Genomic DNA, 22,245 nt, shown 5'->3' with positions numbered 1-22,245 from the left:
CATAGCATAACAAAGTTGTTGCACTAAGTATATAAGGATAATTAATGAATATTAAACTTCATGTTATAGGCACTGGTTACGTTGGGCTAGTATCTGGCGTAATGATGAGTTACCTAGGACACGATGTGACTTGTTTAGATACTGATATTTCTAAGATCAACCAATTAAAAAAAAATATTTTACCAATTTATGAACCAAAACTAGCTGAATATCTACCTCCATTAGTAAAATCTGGTAAATTGCAATTTACAGCTAGCTATTCGGCTGAATTACAAAACACACAGGCGGTATTTATTACGGTAGGAACGCCGTCTTTACCTTCGGGAGAGGCAGATTTGCAATATGTATTTACTGCTATTGATAATTTATGTGCATGGATTAGAGATGATTGTTTGATTGTGATAAAATCTACTGTACCTCCTACAACATGTAACCAAATCATTGATTATTTAAATAACAAGAATTTTACATTCTCTGTTGCTTCAAATCCTGAATTTCTTAGAGAAGGTAGTGCGGTAGATGATTTTCTAAACCCTGATAGAATATTGATTGGCAGCAGTAATAAACAAGCGGAAGATTTACTAAAAGAGATTTATCGCCCTTTAACTACCAAAAATATACCTCTTATAAGCACTGATTTGGTTACTTCAGAACTTACTAAATACGTCTCAAACGCTTTTTTAGCAACAAAAATTTCTTTTATTAATGAGATGGCAAATTTATGTGAGAAAATTGGGGCAAATACCAAAGATCTATCTTGTGCTGTTGGATTGGATAAGAGAATAGGTAAAGAATTTTTAAGTGTTGGTCCTGGATTTGGTGGTTCATGTTTTCCTAAGGACATGTTAGCACTTGTACAAATAGCTGAACATTATCAATGTAACTTCCAAATAGTTAATTCTGTTATAAATAGCAATTATCAGAGACCCTATAATATAGTGGATAAAATCCATTATATTATAGGCAACGATTTGCGTGATAAAATTATTAGTGTATTGGGTTTGACTTTTAAGGCTGGTACTGATGATATTAGAAATAGTCCGGCTATTAAAATCATTGAAATCCTAGTTGATAAAGGAGCAAATATTAGAGCCTTTGATCCGGTAGGTATGAATAATGCTAAAAAAGAAATAAAAAATATATTTTTTGTTGATTCAGCACTTAGTGCATGCCAAAATAGTGATATAATTATAGTGGCAACTGAATGGTTGGAGTTTAGAGATTCAGATTGGTCACTTATTTATAACCAAGTTAAATCTCCTATAATTCTCGATCTCAGGCACATTCTTGATGGAAATATGCTAAAAGCCCTTGGATTTAAATATTATCTTATTGGTACAAAAGATGCAGTTTGATTTTATTCACTTAAGAGTACAAAGCTCATATTCATTTCTTGAAAGTGCTTTAACAATTGATCGTATAGTGGAATTAGCACAATTGCATAAAATGCCAGCAATTTGTTTAGCAGATAAGGGGAATTTATTTGGCTCATTAGAATTTGCTCTAGCTAGCTGTAAAGCAGGTGTACAGCCTATAAATGCTGCAATTGTAAATATTGCTTTTACCGAAAATAGTTTTTGTGAAATCGTACTTATTGCCAAGGATGAAATTGGTTACAAGAATTTACTGAAGGCTGTTAGTGATAGCTTTACTAAAAATGATCGTAAAATTTGTAATCATATTACTTTTGATGATTTAGTTAAATACCAGGAGGGGTTGATTATTTTATCTGGTTATACTGACGGTATAATTGGCAAAAGTCTGATTGCTAGAGACGAAGAATTAGCCATTTTTTGGGCAACTAAACTGCAAAGCATTTTTGGTGATCGCTTCTATTTTGAGATTATGCGGCATCATCTGGCAGTAGAACAATCTATAGAAGAAAATTATATAAAAATAGCCAGTAACCTTGGTATCCCACTAGTTGCTACCAACAAAGTATTGTTTAGCGATGTTGATATGCATGATGCCCATGATGTATTATTATGTATATCTACTGGGGTTAGTAAAGAAGTGGAGGAGCGTAAAAAGGTAAGTAATGGATGTTATTTTAAATCACCAAAAGAAATGCTAGAACTTTTTAGTGATTTGCCTAATGCCAGACAAAATACAGTACATTTAGCTCAAAGATGCCATTTTATGGCACATGCTAACCCACTAATGTTACCAAATTTCTCTAGTCTGAATATTAATGAAGTAGATATAATTAGGAAAGAATCAACAGCTGGATTACTATCAAGACTTGATACAAAATTTAAACGAGAAAATATTGCCATAGATAAGCAGGAAGATATTAAACAACAGTATCTAATTCGTCTTAATTACGAACTGGATATTATTTGTCGAATGGAGTTTTCTGGTTATTTTTTGATAGTGTCTGATTTTATAAAATGGAGCAAGCAACAAAATATTATGGTAGGACCTGGTAGAGGTTCTGGAGTGGGGTCAGTAGTTGCATGGAGTCTTCTAATCACTGATCTTGACCCTATTAAATTCGGTCTATTATTTGAGCGTTTTCTGAACCCTGAACGTATATCAATGCCAGATTTTGATATCGATTTTTGTCAAGAACGACGAGGGGAAGTTATAAATTATGTACGCTCCAAATATGGGGATAATAAAGTTGGTCAAATTATTACTTTTGGTAAGATGCAAGCAAAGGCGGTGATCAAAGATGTATCACGAGTTCTTGGCTTACCCTATAAATATGCCGAATATTTAACTGAGCTTGTACCATTTAATGCCGTTTCTCCCGTTACATTAAATCAAGCCATCAAGGAAGTAAAAGAGTTAAATATAGCAGCACGTGGTGAAGGCTTGTACAATTTAGACGGTCAAGAGGAGTTGATTAAACAAGTTATTGATACTTCTTTAGTACTTGAAGGCCTTCACAGACATGCTTCCACCCATGCGGCAGGGATCGTGATAGCTGGCAAAGATTTAGTGGAAATATTACCAGTTTATAAAGACCTAAATTCGGATATGTTGGTAGTACAATATTCGATGAAATATGCTGAGATTGCTGGTTTAATTAAATTTGATTTTTTAGGTCTACAAACTCTAACTGTTATCACTAAATGTCTAGAATTACTAAAACAGCAGGGTATAAATATTGATTTTAGTAATATGCTATTTGATGATCGGAAAACGTATGAAATGTTATGTAGTGGTAGAGCTATTGGTGTTTTCCAGTTTGAAAGTAGCGGAATGCAAGATAGTTTAAGACGTCTTAAACCTGACTCTATCCAAGATATAATAGCATTAGGAGCATTATACCGTCCTGGTCCGATGGAGAACATCCCAACTTATATTGCTTGTAAGCATGGTTTGCAGCAACCTGATTACTTACATGAGATGCTTAAACCAATTCTAGAAGAAACTTATGGAGTTATTATATATCAGGAACAGGTATTAGAAATTGCCAAAGAAATGGCAGGCTATAGTTTAGGTGGAGCAGATATACTTCGTAAAGCTATGGGGAAAAAAATAAAATCCGAAATGGCAGAACAAGAAGAAATTTTTGTTAAAGGGGCAATGGCTAACAACGTCTCACGTCAGCAAGCCCAATCTATTTTTGCAACGGTGGCTAAATTTGCCAGCTATGGTTTTAATAAAGCACACGCATCAGCCTATGGGGTAATATCTTATCAAACAGCTTATCTAAAAGCCAATTTCCCAGCTGAATTTTTGGTAGCATGCTTAAATCTTGAATTAAATAACCATGATAAAATCAATTTATTTATTCAAGAAGCCAGAAATAATAATATTGCTATTATCCCGCCTAATATCAATCTTTCTACTGGTTATTTTAGTACTGTAACTAATCAGATTAGTATTTCCCCAATCCTATGTCATTCCCGCGAAGGCGGGAATCTAGATCCCTGCCTTCGCAGGGATGACATAAAGGATTGCAGGGATGGCACACAAGAGGAATTGCATGACCCCCAGGAAGTTGAGGGTCAGAAATCTATAATTTATGCTTTAGCCGCTATTAAAAGTGTTACGGTTGATTTTGGTAAAATATTAGTAGCAGAAAGGGTCAAAAATGGTAACTTTAAAAGTATTATAGATGTTATTGAAAGGCTACCACCTAAATCAATTAATCGAAAATTATTAGAAAATCTTATTAAAGCTGGATGCTTTGATACGTTACATTCTAATCGTAATCAGTTATTGTTAAGTGTATCTAAGCTTCTAGCTTATGCTTCTTCCTACCATGTTGAAAGAGTTTCCGATCAATTCAGTCTGATTAAGGTAAGCTCAACAAATCAGCAAGTCTTAATTGACGCAGAACCATTGGATAATAATACTGCGTCTTGTTATGAGTTTGAGGTATTAGGGCTGTTTATTACATTACATCCATTATCAAGATATCAAGATTTGTTAGCTAGGCTTAATATTTCGACTTCAACTAACTTACAAAATGACTTTCCAAATGGTACTAGTCAAATAAGGATTGCTGGTGTAATACAAAAAAAAGATTCGCGTATGTCAGCTCGCGGCAGGTTTATCACTTTACAATTATCTGATCAATTTGGTATTTTTGAATTGACTATTTATAGTGAAGAAATATTAAAGAATTTCGTTCATTTGCTTGATATTCAAAGTCTGGTAGTAGTGAATTGTGATTTGTTTAAAGATGCTGGAGGAACAAGATTAATCGCTAGAAGTTTTGCAACTATTGACGATGTAATAAATGAAGAACGATTAGAAATAAAACTTTACCCACAAAATCATTCTGAATTATGTCAAATAGTCGATTTGCTTAAAAAACGTATTAACCCTGAACGTAATAATATCAGAATAATTTTACTACTTAAAGTTAGTATAGATGATAAGTTTACAGCCAAAATATGTTTACCAGAGATTTTGGCTCTAGAAACTGAAGATTTTGAATTTCTCAATCAATTTACACTATGTTCTGCGTAGGTAGCTCCATACCCTACAATTTTTGTAAAGATGGTAGTAGGATAGGAAGAAGAAGTTATTCTTCTCTTAACTTATTTATTTCCTCAAGGGTTAGTTCGGTAAATTCAATAATTTCATCTATTGGCTTTCTTTTAGCCAACATTTTCTTTGCCATGGCTATAGCTTTTTTTTCTTCACCTTTCTCAAACCCTTCTTCCCTACCTTTTTCAATACCTTCTTCCCTACCTTTTTCCTCAGCTGAAAGTAGATAATCACGTTGTTTTAAAGATTCATTGACATATTTATTATAAGCTATACGTTCTTTAGTAGTCATTTTGAGAAGATTAAGACGCTCGGCCACTTTCCTCATATAAGGTGATTTAAAATCATCCCTAACCTCAGAATATTTAGCCAAATATAACCATTCATCCATTTCATTTTTTATGACATCATTAAACATTGGTACAGAAATAATAAAATATTCTGGAAATAAATTATGAACGTCAACTAGCTTATTATATTTATCAATACTGCGTAATTTTCTAGATGACTCGTGTTCTATTTCTTTAAAAATAGTCTGACCGTGATATATAGGCGATTTCATATTTGCATAAGCAAAATATATTAAGTTGATATGAAATATTTTCTTGATACTAGTATAATCCTGACTAGCACGAATAGTATCGACAATCAACCGGCTAGTATTAAAGCAAGCTTTATGCAAAAAGTAACCAGCATAGTAGCTATCTATTTCAACAATATACTTATGACCTTGTTGGTCTTCAACAATAACGTCAGCAACACTTTGCTTTAGCTCCTCACTTTCTTTATTACTTTCACCATCAAGCAAGTTAGTAACTTTTACTGCTGGATAGCCAGCATCTTGAAGTATTGCAGAGATAAAGCCCTCGACTATCTCGTAGTCACCTTTATTCTTGAGTAGATATTTAATCGCATAGTCCAACGATACTAGTGTTTTGTCACTCATAAGTTAACCTCATTGTAAAGAATCTTTGTCTTTTTTAAAAATATCTTTTATTATTTTAAAATACTACTCATTTTTAGCACCATCGATATTATTAATACCATCGTCTTCTGAAGCTTGTGAGCAGATATATAGGAACAAAGCTTAGGTGCCCTTCAAGAAAGGCAGTGTAATCACTTTCTTGCCGAACAAAGTTGCTCCGATATATACCACTCATTTGAGCTAAATCCTCTAATACTATCTTACCATCTTCTCCACTATCTCAAAATTGTAGGGTACTATGCTTTTCTTGGCTCACACACACTTTTTTGCACAGAGCCGCAAAGTACTATTTGTGTTAGCTTTTCCCTTCTTTATTTTACTTTCCAATAACTTGCATTAATTCATCCCATTCTCTTTTGGTCATACCACTAGACTCTAGTGTGACATCTTCCTTATTAATTAGTCTTTTTATAACCTCCAGTCCCTTTTTAGAAATATTATTACCTTCTAGCCTATATTCCTTAAAAGCATCATAAGTAAAAGGTACCCAATCTTTCACTATTTCTAGCATCTTTTCTGCATATACTCTGATTTCATATTGGGCATGAGAATCGGCTCGGAGTAGTAGGAAATTTAATAGGTTATGCAAATTAATTTTCCAATACCATTCTGTATAATAGTTTAAGGTTAAATTCATTCTTGCAAGTTCCCTAGTAATACCTATGGTATCTTCATCGATAATATTCCCATGTTCATCCTGGTTCATCATTTCAGTATAATGCTGATAGCATATTTTAGCATCTTTTTCCAGTAGCACTAATACTTTATCTGCAATTTTTTCTGGAATTTCTTCATCACTTCTTCCTTGCTTATTTGTTGTAGATTGAGCAGCAAGATTCTGTTTTTCCGGTAAATAAAATTCATTTCCTAATATAGAATATCTAGCTGAATATTCATTAACACTAGCAGTTCTATGACGTATCCATTGTCTTGCAACGAAAATAGGTAGTTTAATATGAAATTTGATATCACACATTTCAAATGGCGTGGTATGTTTATGACGCATTAGGTAATTAATTAAGCCTTTATCTTGGCTTAGTTGTTTTGTCCCTTTGCCATACGATACTCGTGCTGCTTGTACTATGCTACCATCATCACCCATATAATCAATAACCCTGATAAAACCATGGTCTAGTACTTTTATGGGTTTAAATAATAATTCTTCAAGAGCTGGTACAGTTGCTCTTTTAGTATGGTAATTAGTATCGTGCATTTTTCTTCCTCAATTATTCTGTTTGAAAATTTGTTAATTCCAGCATCAAATATTCATCCATAGGAATCTTACTTTGATTAAGCATTCTATTGATATTAGAACCAAGTGCTTTAAATAACTTACCTTTGGCAATTACCGTCCTAGTGCCAACTGGTACTTTACCATGCAGAACATATGACATAATTAATGGATAACTAATATCACCAATTTTTATATCTAGTTTTTTACCTTCTTGTACTGAATCAAAAAGCACCTGCCCATTCGATAATTTAGTAATCTTTGCATCAACTCCTACTTTATCTCCACATAGTAACGGCATTCTATAAGCTACTTCATCATCAAATATCTTTACTTCATGACTATTAACAAAATTATTAGGTAATATCGAATTTAAGACAATATTAACCCTGTAAGCTGAATCATACTCTTTATTCTTTTCATTAGAATATACATATTTTGCGGGAAGTATAGCTTGTCTAGTTTGTCCAACCATCATCCCTACTACTACAGAATCAATTCCTGGCATAATTGTTCGAGAACCAAGTGTAAAGGTTTTAGTATTTTCGCTAAGTAAATTATTATTAATATCCAATAATTGATAACGCAATGTGACTACATGACCACAAGTGGCTGGACCAGCAGTCCCATTACCAAAGCTGTTAATCTTAAACATTGGCTGAATTAAATCTCTATTAACCTCTATAGTATATTTACCATCAGTAATAGGTTTGTTTGTTGGTTGTAGTAAATTTTCAAAGAATAATCGACCTTCTTCTGTTTTAAGAGAATTGATCAAAACTTTTGAAACAGTTTTTTCAAGGAAATTACCAGTTAATGGTATATTTGGTTGTTCAGGAGTGCCAGTACTAGTATTGTTAGCACTTTCTGCTTCGTTAGTTGTCTGAACCTTAGGGGCGTTCTCCTCAGGTGGAGATTGCATTTTCATTTGTACAATAGAGTAAATAATTGCTGCAGCAATTATAAAAGTTAAAGCTTTTTGCATATAATATTTCTCTCTTAAGTATCTTTTAGTTTGGTTAAAAACATATAGCTAACCCCGACTATCACTACTCTGTTTATTAGTGAGGAGTACACAAGAGCCAAACGTCATTGCGAGGAGCTGCTTTAGTGGCGACGAAGCAATCCAAATGAAGTAGATTGCCACGACCACTTACGTGGTCTCGCAATGACAGAAGTATTTTCACCCATTGTCATTGCGAGAAAGACCGTAGGTCGACGAAGCAATCCAAAAAAGTGATTAGAAATGGATTGCTTCGTAGCCTTACGCCTCCTCGCAACGACGCCAGTTTGCTATGGCTAAAACCTTCTCGAGTTAGTTATATATTAGACTTCTTGCATAAGTCAAAAAAGCCCTCGGGGTTTTTAGAAGAAACGAAGCCGAGTACCGTAGCGTACATAAACGTACGTGAGGCACTAGGGCGAGTTTCGACGACAAAATCACCAACTAGATTGACTTATGCAGGAAGTCTATTCCAAGATGGTCAAAAGCATTTTTAGTAATAACCCTACCTCTTGGGGTGCGTTGTAATAACCCTATTTGTATTAGATAGGGTTCGATAGTTTCTTCAACAGCATCGCGTTGTTCTGATAAAGCTGCTGCAATGGTCTCTATACCAACCGGTCCTCCGCCATAATTATCCGCTATAAATTTTAAGTATCTATAATCATTACTGTCTAAACCTATTTTGTCAACTTCTAATCGATTTAGTGAGATATTGGCAATATTTCTATCAATTTCTAGCTGATCTTCGACGGAAGCGAAATCTCTCACCCGTCTAATTAGCCTAAGGGCAATTCTTGGAGTTCCTCTACTACGCCCTGCTATTTCTTCTAACGCACCATCGGTTACATTAATTTCCAGCAATTTACTAGCTCTACTTAAAACAAGCTTTAATTCATCCACATTATAAAAATGTAGACGCAAGGGTATACCGAATCTATCTCTTAAAGGGTTGCTTAATAGACCTAGTCTAGTAGTTGCTCCAACTAAAGTAAAATTAGGTAGATTGATTTTTACTGATCTTGCTGCTGGTCCTTCACCAATAACTATATCTAAAGCGAAATCTTCCATTGCTTGGTACAATACTTCTTCAATATTTGTGCTAAGACGGTGAATTTCATCAATAAATAACACATCATTATCTTGTAAGTTAGTGAGTATAGCAGCTAGGTCAGCTGCTTTGGATATAGCAGGACCTGAGGTAGATTTAAAATTTACTCCCATTTCTTTAGAAATAATTTGGGCAAGAGTGGTTTTACCAAGTCCCGGAGGACCATAAAATAAGGTATGATCTAAATGTTCAGCCCTATTTTTAGCTGCTTGGATGAAAATAGATAAATTCTCTTTAATTTGTTGCTGTCCAACGAATTCTTTTAAGTAGCTAGGGCGTAGAGAGAACTCTTGATCGCTTGGAAGTATATCAGCTGATAAAATATTTTTAGACATTGGAACTACGCGCCTTTAATGCAAGTTTAATTAGCTCGTTAATAGAGAGTTCAGGATTATTTGCAATAATTTCCTGTACTAAGTTATATGCTTCAGTTTTATTAACCCCAAGTGAGGTTAAAGCTAATGTAGCATCATTAGCTAAGTCACTATCATCCTTATTGATGGAAAGATTGTTAGCAAGGTTAGTTACGGCTTTATCTTTTAGCTCTATAATAATTCGTTCAGCCAATTTTAGTCCAACACCGGAAACGACTTTAAAAGCTTCTTTATCCCGCCTGGCTATCGCTGATTGGATTTGCTCAGGTGATAAATTTGATAAAATAGCTAATGCCATCTTTGTCCCAATGCCGTTTACTGATTGTAATAAATTAAAAATAAATTTCTCTTCTAGAGATAAAAATCCATAAAGATTGATATGATCTTCTCTCACATGCGTTTCAATAAATAATTGACAAAACTCATTAACGACTAATTTATTCAGCGTTTTACTACTACAATACACTAAATATCCCACACCACTAACATCAATAATGACATAATCATTAAAACATGCATCTATTTTACCTTTTAATTTACCAATCATAATTTTTTACTATCAGATTTTGCTTTTGTCTTACGATTTCTTGTGCATACATACGTTATCACTGGTGCTGTAGTTACGATCAAAGCCAAAATATAATGCAACAACGTTGGAGTCTCGGAGCAGTGACATTGACCATCATCCGGGAATGTTGATATAAGTATAAATTTTGCGATAACCCAAGTGACCATAACATATATAAGCAAGCATATGATACATTTAACTTTTTTACAGATATCTTTCATCATAGTTTTCTCCTCTACTTAAACATAATCCAATAACAATAATAGAATATTTGGATAAATGATAGGCTAAACTAGTCCTATAATCCAGCAGTTCTAATAGTTCAATAATACACTAAATATTCCATATCACTAATAGCAATAATGACCTAATCAGTAAAATATTTATCTATTTTACTGATTAATTTGCCAATTATAATTTATCTTAATATTAGACTCAGGGAGATTTAAAAGTCGCAACTAATGATAGAAGAATTTGTTTTAGAAAATGCATAAACGTCATTGCGAGGAGCAGCAAAGCTGTGACGTGGCAATCCAGAAGTTGCAGCGGCAAAAAATAAAACTAGCTAGTACTACAGTTGTAGATTTCAAAAACTAGAAACCATATTATAAAAAAAGCCCTCAAATTTTCCATAATTTATTCAGTTTACAACTGTAGCGCTAGGTTATAAGAATGAACAACCGTCATCGCGAGCCACGAAGTGGCGTGGCGATCCAAATAAACAGTGTGCTGTTGCAACTTTTGGATTGCTTCGTCGCCTAAAGTGGCTTCTCGTAATGACGGTTAGAGAATTTACTCAATCTACAACTGTAGTACTAGCTGTTTATTTGGATCGCCACGCCACTTCGTGGCTCGCGATGACAACCATTCATTTTTATAATTTATTGCTTTCTATTATTAGACACTTATATCTTTAAATTATGATATAAGTAATTGTAAGAGGGTGACTTGATAGACACTGGACTGAAATAGTCGTAAACAGAATAAGTACCCTCTTACAAAGTTTGCTTTGAACAAATTGCAGAAGGTGCTGGAAACAGCAGCCTTGCACAATAAGATGAAGGAGATTATATCATGAGTAAAATAATAGGTCTAGATGTAAGTAAAAAATGGTTAGATATATGTTTATATGAGTCTAACAATAAACCGATATATAATCGTTTTTCCAACGATAAGTTAGGGCATGAAGAACTGATAAAATTAACAAAAGAACAAGAAATTAAGCTAATAGTATGTGAACCTACTGGAGGTTATGAAGCGGATATTTGCCAAAAATTGTATAATAATAAACAACAGGTACATAAAGTCAATACATATAGCTTTAATTCATTAGTAAATCGGTGAATTTGTGTAAAACTGATAAGAAGGACGCATTTAAATTAGCATATTATGGCGATAAGATGCAGCTTTCAGCTAATTATTTATATCAAGTTGAATCCGATACTTTGAAGAGATATCAGCAAAGGCGAGAAGATTTAGTATTAATGCTTAGCAATGAAAAGAAGAGGCTACATCATAGTATTGATGGTATTGATAAAAAGAGTATAGAAAAGCTCATTAAATTTTTACAGAATGAAATAGCTGAGCTTGATAAAAAATTAAGTGAAGTAATAGATGAGTCAGAAGAGTTGAAAGAGAAGGTAAAAATATTAGAGAGTGTGCCTGGTATTGGTAAATGCGTAGCTAAAAAACTAATTAGTTTTTTACCTGAATTAGGGAATAAAAATTATAGTAGTAATGAATTGTCAGCAATTGTAGGGATAGCTCCTTATGCCCGTGATAGTGGTAATAAGCAAGGACGAAGATTTATTAGAGGTGGCAGAAAAATACCACGATATGCTTTATATATGGCGGTATTGGCTGGTAAAAACGGTGTCAAAAATGGTTTTCAATATTTGAAAGCTTTATATGATAGGCTTGTTAACAATTTTAAACCTAAAAAGGTTGCTATAGTTGCATGCATGCGTAAACTACTTGAAGTATGCCATAAACTTATTCAACAAAAACGTTGTTTTGTTATTTAGATAAATATTTTTATTTTTTTGAAAATTTAGATAAAAGATAATTGCTGTTAACAAAGCTTAATAGCAAGGAATCAACATTCATATAATCAAAATTAAAATCTTTTAAAAAACGATAAATTCTATGAGTTTTTGACGTTGCTTTAGCATCACCTAAAATACCAAGTGCTAAACCTTTTTGATAAATTGAACTGCCTGTTAACAAACTAATTACCATACCAACCAAACATTTTAATCTTGATTTATTTCCCTCTATATATAAAATAAATTCTTGAAGTGTAGTATATGATGCATTTTATTTCCAAAATACCTACCTTATACTACTTCACACCGCTCTAAATCAACCTTTCTTCTCCACTATCTCAAAATTGTAGGATACCATGAGGTAGCTTCCCCGTCAAAAGTCTAGAAATATAACATATTCTATGTTTTTCTAGACTTTAGTTGGTAGAGCAACTACATAACTTACTAGATTAATAATAACCGGCTTGTTTTTCTAACTTTTCAAAGTGATAAATTCCAAAAGTAAACCCTAAACTTATTGGAATCATGAGAAATAATAACCCATAATTACCAAAATACTTTATTAGGTGTACAAGACCGAAAGCAGCAATAAGATGCATTAAAGTACGAGATAAAGTAAAAGATAAACTAACATGAGTACATCGTTTAAAAATAGGAATATGCCGGAAAAAAATTGCATCAGCTGGCATGGTATAGCAACCAAACACTACAGTAATTAATTGTATCATAAGTATAGCAGAGGGTGTGTTATAATGGTCTAATAACCAAGGACAACTAATAACAAAAATACAGAATATTGCTAATCTTATCTTAAGAATTAGTAACGGATATACTTTGTAGCTTAAATAAACAAAGATTAAATAGCCCCCCAGAGTTATCACTGAAAGAATAAAATTATGATGAATTACTGACACTGCTGTGTAACCATAAGAGTTTTTTAAAATATTACTACAATGGATATAGGCAAAATAGAAGCATATGGGCCATCCACACTGTATAAAGAAATAGGCTAACATTGTTTTTATATTAGCTCTTGTTGGTTGAATAGAGTTTGTTAATAATGCCTTTTTCTTTATCAAGCTTGCTGTTTCTTTAAGATGTGTCCTAGCTATTATACCAATAACGGCAATTATTGTACCTATCCAAAAAGCCATCCTCCAACTGAAGCCAAATGAAGTGCTAAGAGATGATATACCAAGCGCTACTACTCCTCCTATGATAGTAGAAATTGAAACTAGCGATATGACCGGGTATTGGATGGGGGGCTTTGTAAGTTCATTTAGATAAAGTTCTGATCCTATTATTTCTCCTACGGAAGACACTCCTTGAATAATTCGACATATTATAATCACCCAAGTAGATATAATACCTATTTGTTCGTAAGTAGGTAAAACCGCTATAGTAAAACATGAAGTAGCCATCATAAAAGTTGTTATAACAATCGTAGTTTTATAACCAATATGATCCCCTATATAACCAAATATAAGGGCACCAACAGGTCTGAATATATATGTTAAACAGAAAGTCAAAGCCGCTAGGAGTGAGGCGGCTTGTGGATCAGTTTTAGGGAAAAATAGATCATTTAAGAGGATTGCTAAATGTATATAGAGCATAAGGTCAAAATACTCTAGACATGTACCTACCAAAAGTAAGCTAACAGAGGATTTTTGCTTGCTTGTTAGGTGAGTTTGAGTATGTAATACCTTTCTGCTTGATTGAAGAATTTTATCCATAGATACACCAAAGTTAGTTGTTTATTTTTCAAATTTATTCATTTTATCAGTTTATCAATCTTTTAAATTATAAACTAAGTATATTTAAATAATGAGAAAAAATAAAAATAATTTTTAGTAAATCTTATATTATTAAATATTATTAATAGTTCTCTAACAGGTCAATATAGTAATGTATGACATTTTCTTAACATTACTAGATAAAATCTTTATAAAAATAAGCGTAACTACAACATATTAACACATGTATGGAACTACTAAAAAATGCAAGGAGTGCATAAAGCTCGACGAAGCAATCTAATTATAAGTTTTCTAGATTGCTTCGTCACCACCAAAGTGGCTTCTCGCTAATAGTGCTAGGCTGTTTTTCTATGACTTTATAAATGCCATACTATGCTACTAATTCTTAAAATTACTATCTTTAATTTCTTTCCAAGCTTCAAGAATTTCTTTTAACACTTCTTTATTTGTTTCAATTTCATGGTCATCAAAATCACTCAATGATTTTATCAAGTCCTCAATATCTTTTAGTGTTAATTCAGATATATCTTCATCCGGATAATTTTCTTCTAAACTCATAGCAATTTCGTCAACATCATTCCAATGCATTATTTTCACCTATATTATTTTTTATAGCCAATTACTATTACCATTTAATCAACTCTACCAATAAATAATATATTAGTGCATGTTTATAATAGTATATTATTGAAGTGAGTGAGATTATTATACAACTAATACACTGTTTTGCTCTGAAGAATTGACCTTACTAGTTTTTTAGTTTAAACTAGCAATATTAGATATTATAGTTAATTAGAGATACATATGACATTAGCCAAGGAAGGAGAAAATAATATAGTGTTATTTAATATTGGTGGTAGCAATGAAAGCCAAGAGATTCATCAGAATACTAACATGTCTAAACTTAGCTCAGCAATATCAACTATTGAGCTTAAACCCCACATGCAAGATGGTAAACTAGATAAGAACCTTATAGTAAGTGAAATATTGGATCAAGCTGAACGAATGAAAAAAACCCCCCTACTTAATATACAATTTAATTCAAACATGGAAAAACCGTTGTTTGATGAGAATGATTTAACGGAGTTAAAAAACTTGGGTATTAATGTTTGTTTAACCTTTAGTAATTACAATGCACAAAATCAAGATGTCCAAACTAACTGGAAACCTCTTCTTAGCAATGTTAACCATGTGTTTTTTGCCAATGCTAATGACCAAGTTAGTGCTGTGGATAAAAATCATGTGCTAAAAGAAAAAACTTCGCACATCCAATCTATGCAAGTTAGTAATTTAATAGAGTCGGAGATTCTAAAAAGACCCCCTAATATATTGTTGTCAGGAAAACTGCCTAATAAAGAAAAATTGAATGAGGTAGTGGATGCGGCAAAAGAATTAGGTAATACTAGGGTAATTATAGCTAGCAATCCTGCATCTATTGATGATGTAACCAATATTATTGCAAGCAAATTTGGGATTAGTAATGAAGATCAACAATCAGGTATTCGTCTAGAAGTTGAAGAAATTTTACAAGATAAAGTTGGTGGGGCTAAAAAACTAGAGAATTATATATCCCAATTATCTCAACAATTTCAAAAAGATATTGGTAAAATAGAAATAAATCCTGTTGATATATATTTTGACCTATCTAATTCGCAGAAACTGCAAAATATTACCAAACAAGCTAAATATACTGTGCAACAAGGATATGCAATCGAGAGCCTTACTAATGGCTGTATTCCATTAGGTCAAGGTCAGGGGAAAAGTTACGATATTGCCGCTGAAGTTAAGCAGAGGGAGGCTGTTCGTGGCATTAACAGCGTAACTGTTCAGGATATGCAAGAGCGTCTAAACGAATATAAACTAGAGAATGTTATTAAGAGAGTTATCAATACTTTTAAGCAGATGACAAGTAAAGGGAGTAATACGATATCAACGAAACAGGATAGGACAGTACATGCAACACCAAAGGGCAGCGACTTAACTAGATCAGATTATTTATATAATGAAGATGATATTGGCAATTTGTTAAAAGCATCGGTAGATCAAACAAAAGTTTCTGTTATTACTCATGCTTCCTTGCAAGAGAAGGAGTTATTAAAGGAGACTTTTAAGTATGCTGTTAGTGATTTAACTGCAGGTGGTAAGGAGGTCGTCATTATACCTCTTAACACTGGGCATGAACACTGGGTTAGTTTAGCAATCACTAAGGATCAGGATAATAAAATAGTATTTACCTATAATGATCCTAAGGGAACGGAGATAGATAACAGACCAGAATTACTAGCAATGATTAAAGAAGTTTGTCCTAATAACGCTAAAATCGTTGATTTAAAGATTGAACAACAAAAAAATGATAAAGATTGTGGACCTTTTATTGTAGATAATTTAACAAAAATGGCAAAGGGTGAGAGGATTTTTCCTACTGAGAGTTCTAACGATATGGGAGCAAAATTACGTGCGGAACATGCAAAAACAATGAATATTGTCGAACAAATCAAGGAAAAAACTAATGGTCTAAGAAAAGCGATTGCTAGTACTAGTACAGTTCTCCCCGCTACATCTTGTCGCCCTTCTATATCTCCTGTGTTCAAGAACAATACCCGCCCTATGGGAAAGGGGATATAGCTAACATTACTCCCAATTCATGAACGTCAAGTATTATTTTTTCCTTGCATTTGGCCTCGTTTTTCATGTTGCCTAGTAGCCTATACAGATCACCTGTTGTTGTATGTCTTAAAATTGAAGATTGCACTCCCATTAATAACTCAAATATATTAGTTACACTGATTTTTTGCGTCAGGACTACTTTATATTCTATTGGCAAATATGGCAAATTGTGGGTAATTGAAGCACAATTTAGAATCAATAAACACAATTTGCAAGTATCATAAAAGGTTATTATGTAATGAGGTAAAAATATTTTTTGCAAGAGTTTGGCTTATACCATTTACTTTAGATAATTCATCAATAGTGGCGTCACATATTGCTTTATATGAGCCAAAATAATGTAACAAGGCTTTTTTCCGGATGACACCAATTGAACTTATGGCATCTAAACTAGAAACTTTAATGGCTTTGGAACGGCGTAGCCTATGATTTCTTATAGCAAAATTATGTGCTTCATCCCGTAAAATCTGTAAATATTTCATTATTGGAAGATTCTTATCGATTGTAAAAGTCTCTTTACTTGGTATATGGAACTGTTCGCATCCAGCATTTCTGTCAGGTCCTTTTGACATACAAACAAATGGAATTTTAAGATCAAATTCTTTCATTATTTTTTGTACTACTGATAAGTGTCCCTTACCTCCGTCTATAATCATTAAACTAGGTATACTCAAATGCTTTGAAGAATTGGTGTCATATTTTAACTTGGTTAATCTTCTTGTTAGAACGATTCTTAACATCTCATAATCATCGCCTTGGGGAATAGATATATTAAAAATTCTATATTCTTTTTTATCAAATCCCGATTGGTTAGCAACAACCATACTACCTACGGCAAATGTTCCCATAATATGACTATTATCATAAACTTCAATTCTGTCTGGTATAGCAGGTAGGTCGAATAATTGTTGTATTTGTTGAAAGATTATTTGATTTTTAGCAAATTGTTTTAAATGTTGGTTAACTGATAATTGGGCATTGAATTCAGCATTTTCTAACAAATTAACCTTATTACCATGGGTGGGAAACGTAATAGATAATTTACTATTTCCACTCAATTGTCTAATAGCTTTGGTTACCAATTCTAGATCAATGATAGGATGATTTATAATTATCTCATCAGGAATCTGAGCAGTTTGATAAAATTGATTGATAAATTGTGTTAGTATTTCTGCTTTATTGCTTTCTTCAGTGTGAATTGGGAAATAAGGTATATTCCCGTAAGATTGACCGAATCTATATACAAATAGTTGGATACAGTAATAATTATTTTTTTCAACAATAGCTATAACATCAGCATTTTTTATAGAACTACTGGATAAGGTTGATTTTAATTGGATATAACTCAGTGCCTTTATTCGGTCTCGTATTTCGGCAGCTTCTTCAAAACGTAATTGTATACTTAATTCTTCCATTTTTTGTGATAAAGTTTTTTGTAGTTCCTTAGTTTTACCATTTAAGAAATTTTTTACTTGGTATACTAGTTCGCTATAATCTTCTTTACTGATTTTGCTAACACATGGGGCAGAACATCTACCAATTTGGTATTGTAAACAAGGGCGTTTACGATTGTTAAAATAATTATCACTACAAGAACGTAGTTTAAAAATTTTCTGTAATTCTTTTAAGGTAGTATCTACTTGCTCTGAGGAAACAAACGGACCAAAAAACTCGCCACCAGATAAGTTCTTTCCTCTATATTTAATTAATTGCGGGTAATCAACATCTAAACGTAATTTTATATAGGGAAAAGATTTGTCATCTTTAAGTAATATATTAAACTTAGGTTGGAATTTTTTAATTAATTGGGCTTCAAGTAATAAGGCTTCAATCTCGGAATTAGTAACATTATACTCTAAATAATGGGTTAGAGAGATCATCCGTATTGTTTTATTATCGAGATCAGTTTTAATATAGTTAGTAAGACGTTTTTTTAGATTCTTAGCTTTGCCGATATATATAACTTGCCGATCAGCTTTCAGCATTTTATAGACTCCAGGAAGGTTGGGTACACTCTCCAGATGAGATTTTATTAAATCACTGCCGATAAGTTTAGAGTTTTGTAACATAACTTAGCTTTTTCCCGAGTAATCCTATACAAAAGACTAGCAAACTGCACATAGTACCAACAAAGACCCCCTTTAGTCTAAAATTATTAGCAAGAAAATATGTCCAAATGAGGAAAGATGTAGCTCCACTTAATCCACATAAAATCATCATTCTTGGTGTGATAATAACGTTGAACAGGGCAAATATTAGAGGCACTAATATTATTGGTCCCCAAAACCCGGTAATAAACACTACTAGATCAATTACATTATTGAATTTTAAAGCAATGATTATAGCAAAACTTCCGATTATAACATTAGCCATTCTAGCAATTAACAATAATTTTTTTTGATTTTGTACTTTAAAAATAGGGCTTAACAAGTCTTTTACTAGAGCGATTGAAGTAACATTTAAATCAGAATCAGCAGTAGACATGACTGATGCAAGTAAACCAATTATAACAAAACCTTGTAATCCTGAAGGGACTATTTGATCAATTAGATGTGGCAATGCTAGATTAGAAGAGTAGTTAGGGTAAAGATTATAGGCGATTAATCCATTTAAAGTTATAAATATTAAAAATATAGCATATATCCCTGATTTTATATATATAGCATTACTAGTCTTTTTGGCATTATTGTTAATTAAAGCCCTTTGAATAAAAATAGGATATAAGTTCATTACATAAAAGCCTAGCATGGCGGTTATCGTATTAATAAATAGCTCACTGGCAAAGTTATTATGATGCATAAAATATACTTTTTCAATAGGTAATTGGTTGATAAAGTCACTGATACCAATTTTATTAAGACCACATATGGCAATAATTGGAAGAGCAATTATCATCGCAAAGAATTGTAGTAAATTAGTAAACATAATTGATTGTAATCCACCAATAGTGGTGTAGATAATAACAATCCCATAACTTAATAGAGTTCCTTCTAAGTAGTTAATTTTTAAAATATATTGAAAAATATATCCACTAACACTGATTTGAGCAGCAACAAATCCTATAGATACAAAAACAGTTGTGATACCAGCTATAAAACGTCCTGCTCTCCCATAATATTTTGCCATTATATCACCGACACTTTCTGCTCCATGATGTTTAGCTATTTGTGGTACAAGATAAATAGCTATTAGTATGTCAATTGGGAGAGAGAGTATCAGTCCATAGCTATACGATAAGTCACCAGAAAAAGCTTTTTCAGCAATACCTAAAGTAGTAGCTCCACCAACCGATGAAGTAAAAATAGTTGCAACCAACAATATCTTACTATTTTTAATCTTATCTTGAACGGTTGCATAATTGGCAAAGCCTTTAAGTCTAGATCTGTGGTATATACCAATAACAAGTATCGATATCAGATATAGTAATATAATAACATTATCAATGGTCATCACTAATTATTTTTTTGTTGAATTCGAATCCAAACATACTTCGTATAGCTAATCTGACTCATTACTATTACCCATCTCTTTTAAAACCATTATACTTATACATCATTGCGAGGAGCTACTTTAGTAGAGACCAAGCAATCCAGGAAAGTGATTATATTTGGATTGCTTCATCGCAGCAAAGCCGCTTCTCGCAATGACGTCAGTTTACTATGGCTAAAACTTTCTCGGGTTAGCTATACAATCTAACGCAGTATTTATGCTATGAAAAATGAAAAATACTACAAGAACGTTTATTATCTTCGAGTATTTGTAGGTGAATTTTAGTTATAGGTAGCGGTAATATTTCTTCAATTATTTCTGGCCATTCAATTAGACAAATATTGCCATGTAAGGCTTCTTCTATACCTAGTTCATAAATTTCTTCTAAATAGTTTAAACGATACAGATCAAAATGATAAATCGTGAATTTTGATGTCTTGTAAATTTGTAGCAAATTAAAAGTAGGGCTGCTTATATTAGTATCAGCTCCACAAAAATGTTTTATAATCTCCCGACAAATAAATGTTTTCCCACAACCTAAATCACCTGAAAAAGTTATAATTTTATTAGATTCTAAATTTTTAGCGATAGTCTGTGCAAACGATATAGAGTCTTGTTCATTATTTAAAATAACAAACTCTTTTTGAAACTTCATTGGATTTTCAAATTTTGATGTTTAATTAGTAAATTGTCGTCATTACTAAGAGGCGTAAACCGACGAAGCAATCCATTTTTGGTTATTTTTATGGATTGCTTCGTTGACCTACGGTCTTCCTCGCAATGACGGAGTTAATACTAACCGAGTTAACTATAAAGAATAGTCTAACATATTAATCTTATAACATCAAATATTAACACTTTTTATCATACATTTCTATATGAATTGGTAAGATTATTCTTACGTTTACTTATCAGTTTTAGCAAGTTTAACATTTAGAATAGTCCATATTTCGTAAAACAAAAGAAAAATAAGTTGCCTTTTTCTCTAATATTGATTAGGATTTAACATCTTTAGGCTAGGTAGCAAAGTGGTAATGCCGTGGACTGCAAATCCTCAATGCGTCGGTTCGATTCCGACCCTGGCCTCCACAAAAAATATACTAATATGATGGAGTTTATTGAGCAATTCCTGGAAATGATGATAGCTGAGCGTGGAGTGGCCAACAATTCGAAACTCAGTTACCAATGCGATCTATTAGATTTTCAGAATTTTTTACTACACAGTAAGTTATCAGAGCTGAATATTAAAGCTGAAAATATTAGAGATTGGGTAGAATATTTAGCAGAAAATGGCTTGCAAGCAAGATCAATTAACCGGAAAATATCAACTATAAAAAACTATTATGAATTTTTAATTAGCGAAAAATATACCAATTATAATCCTACTTTGATGGTAGACCTACCAAGATATCAAACTAAACTTCCTTCTACATTATCAATTGATCAAATCAAAACTTTATTTTTATATTGTGATCAAGATAAATATCCTGATTCCATACGCCTAAAAGCAATGATTCATTTGTTATATGCAAGTGGGTTACGTGTTTCTGAGCTTGTCAGTATCAGACTCACTGATATTTCAGCAAATCAAATGTTACAAGATAAAATGTCCCAAAATATCAAAAGAATATTTTCTATAACTGGTAAGGGCAATAAAGAAAGAATGGTAATCATCAATGAACAAGCTGCCCTTAGTTTGCTAGATTATTTAACTATTCGCAGTAACTTTATCAGCAAGAAAGACATAAAAAGTCAAATTTATTTATTTTGCTCTTCTGCCGCTAGCGGGCATATGACTAGACAGAATTTTGCAATCCTGTTAAAACAAGCAGCTATTAAGGCTGGGCTAAGTGCGGATAATATCTCCCCACACACTTTGCGTCATAGTTTTGCTAGCCATTTGTTAGAAGGTGGTGCAGATCTTAGGGTAATTCAAGAACTACTTGGACATGCTGATATTAGCACTACCCAAATATACACTCATATCCAAACAAAGCATTTAAAACTTGCCTTAGATCATCATCCGCTTAAATCAGCTACAATCAAATGACTTTAAAAATACCATAAT

At 32.6% G+C, this 22,245-nt stretch carries 17 protein-coding genes and 1 tRNA gene; 7 read left to right on the top strand and 11 right to left on the bottom strand.

Translation table 11 applies throughout. The features are described from left to right. The first annotated feature begins 50 nt into the window (after nucleotides 1-50). Entirely contained in the window at nucleotides 51-1,355 is a 1,305-nt protein-coding gene (locus AAGD39_RS06045; RefSeq protein ID WP_375359842.1) for a UDP-glucose dehydrogenase family protein, read from the top strand. Further along, a complete protein-coding gene (gene dnaE, locus AAGD39_RS06040) occupies nucleotides 1,345-4,929 on the top strand; it encodes a DNA polymerase III subunit alpha (RefSeq protein WP_341757251.1) in 3,585 nt (1,194 codons plus the stop codon). Before AAGD39_RS06045 ends, dnaE begins: the two co-directional genes overlap by 11 nt. A 55-nt stretch (nucleotides 4,930-4,984) precedes the next feature. Here dnaE and AAGD39_RS06035 read toward each other — a convergent pair whose 3' ends face one another. From AAGD39_RS06035 to ruvA, 5 genes are all read right to left on the bottom strand, one after another. After that, a complete protein-coding gene (locus tag AAGD39_RS06035; protein WP_341756469.1) occupies nucleotides 4,985-5,896 on the bottom strand; it encodes an Rpn family recombination-promoting nuclease/putative transposase in 912 nt (303 codons plus the stop codon). A 355-nt stretch (nucleotides 5,897-6,251) separates the two neighbouring features. Next, complete coding sequence (gene thyX / locus AAGD39_RS06030) at nucleotides 6,252-7,148, bottom strand: FAD-dependent thymidylate synthase (RefSeq protein WP_341756468.1); 897 nt, start codon at nucleotides 7,146-7,148, stop codon at nucleotides 6,252-6,254. A 13-nt stretch (nucleotides 7,149-7,161) separates the two neighbouring features. Continuing rightward, nucleotides 7,162-8,151, bottom strand: coding sequence for an FKBP-type peptidyl-prolyl cis-trans isomerase (locus AAGD39_RS06025; RefSeq protein WP_341756467.1), 990 nt, complete (start codon nucleotides 8,149-8,151; stop codon nucleotides 7,162-7,164). Between the two features lie 462 nt (nucleotides 8,152-8,613). Then, the gene (gene ruvB, locus AAGD39_RS06020) at nucleotides 8,614-9,615 is read right to left on the bottom strand and encodes a Holliday junction branch migration DNA helicase RuvB (protein WP_341756466.1); all 1,002 of its coding nucleotides are present in this window, start codon (nucleotides 9,613-9,615) and stop codon (nucleotides 8,614-8,616) included. After that, nucleotides 9,608-10,201 (bottom strand): Holliday junction branch migration protein RuvA, encoded by a 594-nt coding sequence (gene ruvA, locus AAGD39_RS06015; RefSeq protein ID WP_341756465.1) that lies wholly within the window; start codon nucleotides 10,199-10,201, stop codon nucleotides 9,608-9,610. Before ruvA ends, ruvB begins: the two co-directional genes overlap by 8 nt. Before the next feature lie 1,095 nt (nucleotides 10,202-11,296). Between ruvA and AAGD39_RS06010 the strand changes: the two genes are divergently transcribed. Beyond that, nucleotides 11,297-11,566, top strand: a complete 270-nt coding sequence (locus AAGD39_RS06010; RefSeq protein WP_341756405.1) for an IS110 family transposase — start codon at nucleotides 11,297-11,299, stop codon at nucleotides 11,564-11,566. Beyond that, a complete protein-coding gene (locus AAGD39_RS06005; protein WP_341756404.1) occupies nucleotides 11,563-12,246 on the top strand; it encodes a transposase in 684 nt (227 codons plus the stop codon). The genes AAGD39_RS06010 and AAGD39_RS06005 overlap by 4 nt, the downstream gene beginning before the upstream one ends. Before the next feature lie 10 nt (nucleotides 12,247-12,256). Here AAGD39_RS06005 and AAGD39_RS06000 read toward each other — a convergent pair whose 3' ends face one another. The 3 genes from AAGD39_RS06000 to iscX all read right to left on the bottom strand — a co-directional run bounded on the left by AAGD39_RS06000 (nucleotide 12,257) and on the right by iscX (nucleotide 14,609). After that, a complete protein-coding gene (locus AAGD39_RS06000; RefSeq protein WP_341756464.1) occupies nucleotides 12,257-12,460 on the bottom strand; it encodes a hypothetical protein in 204 nt (67 codons plus the stop codon). 256 nt (nucleotides 12,461-12,716) lie between these two features. Continuing rightward, complete coding sequence (locus AAGD39_RS05995) at nucleotides 12,717-14,000, bottom strand: MFS transporter (protein ID WP_341756463.1); 1,284 nt, start codon at nucleotides 13,998-14,000, stop codon at nucleotides 12,717-12,719. Between the two features lie 399 nt (nucleotides 14,001-14,399). Then, the gene (gene iscX, locus AAGD39_RS05990) at nucleotides 14,400-14,609 is read right to left on the bottom strand and encodes a Fe-S cluster assembly protein IscX (RefSeq protein ID WP_341756462.1); all 210 of its coding nucleotides are present in this window, start codon (nucleotides 14,607-14,609) and stop codon (nucleotides 14,400-14,402) included. Between the two features lie 216 nt (nucleotides 14,610-14,825). Between iscX and AAGD39_RS05985 the strand changes: the two genes are divergently transcribed. After that, complete coding sequence (locus tag AAGD39_RS05985) at nucleotides 14,826-16,646, top strand: Ulp1 family isopeptidase (protein ID WP_341756461.1); 1,821 nt, start codon at nucleotides 14,826-14,828, stop codon at nucleotides 16,644-16,646. A 260-nt stretch (nucleotides 16,647-16,906) separates the two neighbouring features. Here the strand turns inward: AAGD39_RS05985 and uvrC are convergent, their stop codons facing one another. The 3 genes from uvrC to tsaE all read right to left on the bottom strand — a co-directional run bounded on the left by uvrC (nucleotide 16,907) and on the right by tsaE (nucleotide 20,832). After that, on the bottom strand, nucleotides 16,907-18,757 hold the full coding sequence (gene uvrC, locus AAGD39_RS05980) for an excinuclease ABC subunit UvrC (RefSeq protein WP_341756460.1): 1,851 nt from the start codon (nucleotides 18,755-18,757) through the stop codon (nucleotides 16,907-16,909). Beyond that, nucleotides 18,741-20,138 (bottom strand): sodium:solute symporter, encoded by a 1,398-nt coding sequence (locus tag AAGD39_RS05975; RefSeq protein ID WP_341756459.1) that lies wholly within the window; start codon nucleotides 20,136-20,138, stop codon nucleotides 18,741-18,743. The genes uvrC and AAGD39_RS05975 overlap by 17 nt, the downstream gene beginning before the upstream one ends. A 259-nt stretch (nucleotides 20,139-20,397) precedes the next feature. Next, on the bottom strand, nucleotides 20,398-20,832 hold the full coding sequence (gene tsaE / locus AAGD39_RS05970) for a tRNA (adenosine(37)-N6)-threonylcarbamoyltransferase complex ATPase subunit type 1 TsaE (protein ID WP_341756458.1): 435 nt from the start codon (nucleotides 20,830-20,832) through the stop codon (nucleotides 20,398-20,400). A gap of 359 nt (nucleotides 20,833-21,191) precedes the next feature. Here tsaE and AAGD39_RS05965 point away from each other — a divergent pair. Next, nucleotides 21,192-21,266: transfer RNA gene (locus AAGD39_RS05965), tRNA-Cys, on the top strand. A 19-nt stretch (nucleotides 21,267-21,285) separates the two neighbouring features. Then, nucleotides 21,286-22,227: a site-specific tyrosine recombinase XerD gene (locus AAGD39_RS05960; protein WP_341757250.1), complete on the top strand. Its 942-nt coding sequence runs from the start codon at nucleotides 21,286-21,288 to the stop codon at nucleotides 22,225-22,227. Nucleotides 22,228-22,245: the final 18 nt, after the last annotated feature.

Origin of the sequence: Candidatus Tisiphia endosymbiont of Nemotelus nigrinus (assembly GCF_964026475.1) — a bacterium.
Taxonomy (GTDB): Bacteria; Pseudomonadota; Alphaproteobacteria; order Rickettsiales; family Rickettsiaceae; genus Tisiphia.
This window is presented reverse-complemented; position numbering and strand designations above follow the sequence as displayed.

What these genes read in the sequence shown, in the direction of transcription:
- ruvB (WP_341756466.1), bottom strand. Translation starts at nt 9,615, where the DNA reads ATGTCTAAAAATATTTTATCAGCTGATATACTTCCAAGCGATCAAGAG.
- ruvA (WP_341756465.1), bottom strand. Translation starts at nt 10,201, where the DNA reads ATGATTGGTAAATTAAAAGGTAAAATAGATGCATGTTTTAATGATTAT.
- thyX (WP_341756468.1), bottom strand. Translation starts at nt 7,148, where the DNA reads ATGCACGATACTAATTACCATACTAAAAGAGCAACTGTACCAGCTCTT.
- tsaE (WP_341756458.1), bottom strand. Translation starts at nt 20,832, where the DNA reads ATGAAGTTTCAAAAAGAGTTTGTTATTTTAAATAATGAACAAGACTCT.
- AAGD39_RS05995 (WP_341756463.1), bottom strand. Translation starts at nt 14,000, where the DNA reads ATGGATAAAATTCTTCAATCAAGCAGAAAGGTATTACATACTCAAACT.
- AAGD39_RS06010 (WP_341756405.1), top strand. Translation starts at nt 11,297, where the DNA reads ATGAGTAAAATAATAGGTCTAGATGTAAGTAAAAAATGGTTAGATATA.
- AAGD39_RS06000 (WP_341756464.1), bottom strand. Translation starts at nt 12,460, where the DNA reads ATGGTAATTAGTTTGTTAACAGGCAGTTCAATTTATCAAAAAGGTTTA.
- AAGD39_RS05985 (WP_341756461.1), top strand. Translation starts at nt 14,826, where the DNA reads ATGACATTAGCCAAGGAAGGAGAAAATAATATAGTGTTATTTAATATT.
- dnaE (WP_341757251.1), top strand. Translation starts at nt 1,345, where the DNA reads ATGCAGTTTGATTTTATTCACTTAAGAGTACAAAGCTCATATTCATTT.
- AAGD39_RS05960 (WP_341757250.1), top strand. Translation starts at nt 21,286, where the DNA reads ATGGAGTTTATTGAGCAATTCCTGGAAATGATGATAGCTGAGCGTGGA.
- AAGD39_RS06025 (WP_341756467.1), bottom strand. Translation starts at nt 8,151, where the DNA reads ATGCAAAAAGCTTTAACTTTTATAATTGCTGCAGCAATTATTTACTCT.
- AAGD39_RS05975 (WP_341756459.1), bottom strand. Translation starts at nt 20,138, where the DNA reads ATGACCATTGATAATGTTATTATATTACTATATCTGATATCGATACTT.
- iscX (WP_341756462.1), bottom strand. Translation starts at nt 14,609, where the DNA reads ATGCATTGGAATGATGTTGACGAAATTGCTATGAGTTTAGAAGAAAAT.
- AAGD39_RS06035 (WP_341756469.1), bottom strand. Translation starts at nt 5,896, where the DNA reads ATGAGTGACAAAACACTAGTATCGTTGGACTATGCGATTAAATATCTA.
- uvrC (WP_341756460.1), bottom strand. Translation starts at nt 18,757, where the DNA reads ATGTTACAAAACTCTAAACTTATCGGCAGTGATTTAATAAAATCTCAT.